Source organism: Pseudomonas sp. NDM (genome assembly GCF_003105095.1).
GTDB classification, from domain to species: Bacteria; Pseudomonadota; Gammaproteobacteria; order Pseudomonadales; family Pseudomonadaceae; genus Aquipseudomonas; species Aquipseudomonas moraviensis_A.
The window spans coordinates 1-5,364 of record NZ_QETJ01000240.1; the positions used below are offsets into that span (position 1 = coordinate 1).

Sequence of the window (5,364 nt, forward strand, 5' to 3'; positions counted from 1 at the left end):
AAGAACGTGGGGTCCTGCAAGACCTCGAGTACTTCTACGACCGCGTCGGCAACATCACCCGCATCGAAGACCACGCTTTTGCACCGCGATATTTCGCCATCCAAATCGCCACCGGCCCTGACCATGATCAACCGCGCCCCTTTCCGTTTCACCCTGCTTGCCATGCTCTGCGGTCTGACCGGCACCGCCCACGCCAGCGGCTTTTTCGACGACGCCAAAAGCGACGTGCTGCTGCGCAACTTCTATCTCAGCAACGACTACCGCTCGCTTGCACCCTCCGGAAAAAACTACAAACAGGAATGGGCTCAAGGCTTTATCGGTAACTTCTCATCCGGTTTCACCGAGGGCACAGTCGGATTCGGCATCGATGCCCACGCCTTCGCCGGGCTGAAACTCGACGGTGGCAAAGGGCATTCGGGCACGGGTCTGCTTCCGGTCGACAGCGATGGTCGCAGCGAACACGACTACTCCAGCGCCGGCGGTGCGCTCAAATTGAAAGTCTCCCGTACCACCCTCGCCTTCGGTGAAATGACCGTAGAGAACCCGGTCTTCGACACCTCCGACAAACGCCTGCAACCGGAGTACGCCACCGGTTTTCTGCTCAACAGCGCCGAGTTCGACGACGTCAATCTGGTCGCCGGACATTTCACCGCGTTCAAGAACCAGGACAGCTCATCGGGCAAAGGTGATTTCTACGGCTATGGCGCCAACACCGAGGCCGGCGGGATCAGTTTTATCGGCGCCGACCTGTTCGGCGCAAGCCCCATCGGCGGCGCACTTTACGCCTCCGAGCTAAGCGACACCTGGCACCAGTACTACGGCAACCTGCACTTCAAACAGTCCGGCGTGCTGCTCGACGCCAACCTCTACCACACCCGCGACACCGGCCGCGCATTGGCCGGCGAGATCGATAACACCGCGTTCAGCCTATCCGGCAAATACAGCTTCGGCCCCCACGCGGTGATGCTCGGCTGGCAGCGCATCAACGGCGACACGCCGTTCGACTTCGTTGGCGGCGACTCGATCTACCTCGCCAACTCGATCAAATACGCCGACTTCAATGGCGCCAACGAACGTTCCTGGCAAGCCCGCTACGATCTCGACTTCGGCGCCTTCGGCATTCCCGGCCTGAACTTCATGACCCGCTACGTCCGCGGCAGCCACATCGACGGCACCCACGCCCCCAAGGGCGGCGCGTACAACCCGTTCGACGCCGACAGCGGCGACTATCAACCGCAACAGGGTGATGGCGGCAAGCACTGGGAACGCGACATCGACCTGAAATACATCGTCCAGTCCGGTGCCGCGAAGGATTTGTCGGTACAGCTTTCCCACGTCACCCACCGCGCCAACGAAGCGCAGGCTGGCGATGACATTGACCGGATTTACGTGGTCGTCCAGTACCCACTTGGTTTCTGAAAGAAACACTCACGTCCCTTTGCAATACGGCCCCATGTAGGAGTGAGCCTGCTCGCGATAGCGGTGTGTCAGTCAACACCAATTTCTCGGGAGGACGCCATCGCGAGCAGGCTCACTCCTACATCGGATGCGTTTCCCATCCAAACAGTAGCCGAATCTATCCTTGCAGCACGGCGATCACCGCTAGCCAAATGCCATCACCTCCCTTATCCTGCGCACCCGCAAAAAAAGCCAAGCCAGGAAGGCATTGATTGACCTTCCTGTTTGTAGTCAATCAACACACCCGGATTCAGGGATGAACATGTTCCAGTTATTCAAACTCGGCATGGCCGTTGTGCTCGCCGCGACGCTCAGCGGCTGCATTACCGAAAGCGCCTCATGGGTCAGCGAACCCTTGCAACCCAAGGCCAGCGAGCCAGTCAGTTACCTCGTGGGCTCAATCGGGCCGCAATCTCTCAAGCAGTCCGCTGCTGATAACCAGCGAATCTTCTTCCGCAAACGCGGTTCGGAGTACGGGGCCGCCGGTGTCTGGAAAATGGCCGGCGCTTACTCAACGCCGCAGGATATTCAGGACGGAGTCGGCGCAGCGAGCGTATTCGTGCTGCCGCTCAAGCCGGGCGATTACGAGTTCTATGATTTCCAGTTCTTTTCCGCACGCTACCAACCAGGGCTCGGCACCGTTTTCACCTCAGCCGAGGCCCGCGAGAAATTCAACCTGCCGATGCGCCTTGAAGCCGGCAAGGCCTATTACATCGGTGAGTTCCGTTCGTTTTGCATGACCGCAGGATTCTGCGCGTTCCGCTGGAATGATCAAAACGCCCGCGATGCCGCCGTCGCTCAGCGCATGACCCCAGGGCTGCCAACCCTGCAACCGCTGAAGCTCGACCTGAAAAACGCTGAGCCCTACATCTTTACCGGCCCTACTCCAGGTGCGGCCGTGGACGCCAAACCATGAAAACAGTCATCGCCCTCACCGCCGCCGCTCTGTTGACCGGTTGCGCGGCCACCAACACCTTGCCAGAGCGCACGCTCGCGGACGGTCAAGATTATCTGCAGCCGATTCACGTTATCGTCGATGACCCGGAAAACGGCTCCAGCCTGCGCAACCACCTGCGTCAGACCGGCGTGTTCCGCACCATCGAAACCGGCAGCGGCAAAGCTGACGAGTACAGCGTGCAGGTCAAACTCAATGTGGAGCGTCACCTGCCGGCGTTTCCGGTCATCCTGCTGAGCAGCGCGACGTTGTTCCTGCTGCCGCTGTCGAACGAATTCGACACGCAAAGCGAATTCACCGTGTTCCAGGGTGACAAGCGCCTGAAGCAATACACCTATCGCAACACCACTGAAAAATACATCTGGCTGCTGGATCAGGGCGGTGAGATGCGCGAACAGAACCTCAGCCGCATCGCTCGCGCCTTCGCGCAGGATGTGCAGCAAGACCGGCTGATCCCGGCAGTCGCGCAATGAATCTCGCCATGATGAGAGTCGCTGGCCTGCTCTGCGCCTCACTGATGCTGGGCGGCTGCGCCAACACCTTGCAACCGCTCGACTACCATGCCGACCAAGCCTATGTGCCGGTCACGCTCGGCATGGGGCCGGCGTATACGCGCATCGACGAGCAGCATCAGCGCGAAACCATCAGCGTCCTGAAAAAAACCGGCGCGTTCTCGATGCTCGATGGCGGTTACACCCGCAACGGCTACAGCCTGTTGATCACCGAACCCGGTGACGGCAATGTCAACTGGCTGGCGCTGGTCAACGTCTTCACACTGTTCACCTTCCCGATGCCCTACCACTACCAGGACAACCTGCGCGGCTCGGTCTTCAAGGATGGTCAACTGCTCAAAACCTACAACTACTCGCGCGAGGGCTGGAGCGTATTGGCATGGTACGTGCCGATTCCAGCGTTTGAAAACAAACGGCAGATGCTCGATCAGTTATTGCGCGAGATGGATCGGGACCGGCTGATTCCTTACAGCCACTAGCGTTTTTTCAAGGCCAGGAGGCCGTTCTACCCCATGAAGATAAAGCACATCTGGCTGTCGGCCATACGCACGCTCAACACGCCAAGCCAAACGGTTAACGCCAATGACCTCATGTCGCACTGGCAAGCACTGCAGCAGAGCGGCGCGATCACCCTTGGCGATATCAATGTTTTCATTGGCGAGAATGGCTCGGGTAAATCAACCGTCATCGACATGGTCAGGGCGTTGAAACACCCGGAAATACTGGCCTCGCTCCCACGGGAAAATCCGCCGCGACAGATTCTGCCCGGCTACAGCATCAGCTTTGATAATGACGACAATTGGTCGTACTTCTTTTCCGGAAATACGTTCGACCCGGATCTGGACTGCATTGAAAACGTCGCGTGCAGTCAGCTCCTGCTCATACCCAGCCAACGAAAACACTATGTGCGTTCCAGCGACCTGCACAAGCACGCCCTGTTTTCACCCGTACCGCGTTTTTACGAATACGCCAATATTCATTACCGCAACGGCATGACGCTCGAAGATCAATTCAGCGAAGACGCTGTCGCGGAACTGAACAAAAGCAAGCCGTTTCTGTGCAGCCTGGCGACTGATCGGCAAGGGAGTTTCGGTGCCACGCTGATTGACGACGGCACTTTCCAGCTCGGCGAGGACGGTCGTTTGTCGGTGTGGATCAAGGACGACCCCAAAATGCCCAACCAACTACCCGTGAGCTGGCTTCCCACAGGCTGGAAGTCTTATGCGCTGATGGCCGCCTGGCTGCGAAATTGCCCGAAGCATGCCATCTGCCTGCTGGAGGAACCGGAAAGTCACCTGCATCCGAAAATGCTCAGGTTTGTGATGGATTCCCTGATCGAAATTGCCACCGAACGCCATCAACAACTGCTGATCAGCACGCATTCTGCGACCGTCATCAATATCGCGGCGAAAGACAAACTAACGTTGTTCGAGATGTGCGGAAGCCATATCAAGAGCCAGCCCGATCGGCGCGACATTCTTGATCGTTTGGGCTATCTGGCGTCGGATATCCTGCAGGCCAACTGCATCGTCTGGGTTGAAGGGCCCTCAGACCGTACGTATCTCAACTACTGGCTGGCAGGCCGTGCCCCCGAGCTAGTTGAAGGTATTCACTATTCGGTCATGTATTACGGCGGCAGGCTGCTGAGCCACCTCGGCGTAGCGGAAGAAAACGAAGACGACAGTGAAGATAACAGTGCCGACTTCATCAATCTGCAGTCGTTGAACAGAAACTCGGCGATTCTGATCGACAGCGATAAATCCAGCGCCAAGGGAAAACTGCGCAAGACCAAAGAGCGCGTGATTAAAGAGATCCAGGCTAACGGCGGCGTCGCTTGGGTCACCAAGGGTCGGGAAATCGAGAACTACATCGCCCCCCAATATATGGAAGTGGCGATCAAGCAAGTTCACCGTACTGCCAAACGCATCGTTTCCCAGTCGATCTGGGCCAATGCCCTGGAATACAAGAAGCTTCACGCACGCAAGAAAACCGTGGCCAACAAGGTCAAGGTCGCGGCGAAGATCAGCAGTGAGTACAAGCCAGATTATTCGGTTCTGGACCTCGGCGAGCGCATTGATGAGCTATGCACATTCATTCGCAAATGCAACTGAACTGCCTGGGCACTGAAGCTCCGGCAACGAGCGCCTGATCAGGCAGGCTCGCTCGCGCAGCGCCATGGATTTCTCATGCGACAAGGACCCGTCCTGCCTTGACGAGATCGCACCCTCGATCATTACCTCTGCCCACCCGGCTCCACGCAACCACCGTTAAGCGACGCCGTCACCGCCGTAAGGCGCTTGCAACCGACGAAGCTTTCTCGGGCGCAGCGTCCGGAAAGGCGACCGCTCGTCGGATATCACCGCACACCTGTCAAGTCTGACAGGTGTGCATTCACGCCAAGTCGCGTTAACTCGTTCCGTCACTTCCCGTCGGAGCCGT

Annotated in this window: 5 protein-coding genes; all 5 read left to right on the forward strand. The window is 58.0% G+C overall.

All coding sequences use genetic code 11. The annotated features are described in order from the left end of the window. The first annotated feature begins 123 nt into the window (after positions 1–123). The 5 genes from DCO47_RS25500 to DCO47_RS25520 all read left to right on the forward strand — a co-directional run bounded on the left by DCO47_RS25500 (position 124) and on the right by DCO47_RS25520 (position 5,036). On the forward strand, positions 124–1,419 hold the full coding sequence (locus DCO47_RS25500; protein ID WP_116659194.1) for an OprD family porin: 1,296 nt from the start codon (positions 124–126) through the stop codon (positions 1,417–1,419). A 247-nt stretch (positions 1,420–1,666) separates the two neighbouring features. Beyond that, positions 1,667–2,374 carry a hypothetical protein gene (locus DCO47_RS25505; protein WP_236705243.1) on the forward strand — a complete coding sequence of 236 codons (708 nt, stop codon included), beginning with the start codon at positions 1,667–1,669 and terminating at the stop codon, positions 2,372–2,374. Next, positions 2,371–2,886: a hypothetical protein gene (locus DCO47_RS25510; protein ID WP_064362458.1), complete on the forward strand. Its 516-nt coding sequence runs from the start codon at positions 2,371–2,373 to the stop codon at positions 2,884–2,886. The genes DCO47_RS25505 and DCO47_RS25510 overlap by 4 nt, the downstream gene beginning before the upstream one ends. Before the next feature lie 8 nt (positions 2,887–2,894). After that, complete coding sequence (locus DCO47_RS25515; protein WP_256590259.1) at positions 2,895–3,404, forward strand: hypothetical protein; 510 nt, start codon at positions 2,895–2,897, stop codon at positions 3,402–3,404. Between the two features lie 33 nt (positions 3,405–3,437). Next, on the forward strand, positions 3,438–5,036 hold the full coding sequence (locus DCO47_RS25520; RefSeq protein ID WP_116659196.1) for an ATP-dependent endonuclease: 1,599 nt from the start codon (positions 3,438–3,440) through the stop codon (positions 5,034–5,036). Positions 5,037–5,364: the final 328 nt, after the last annotated feature.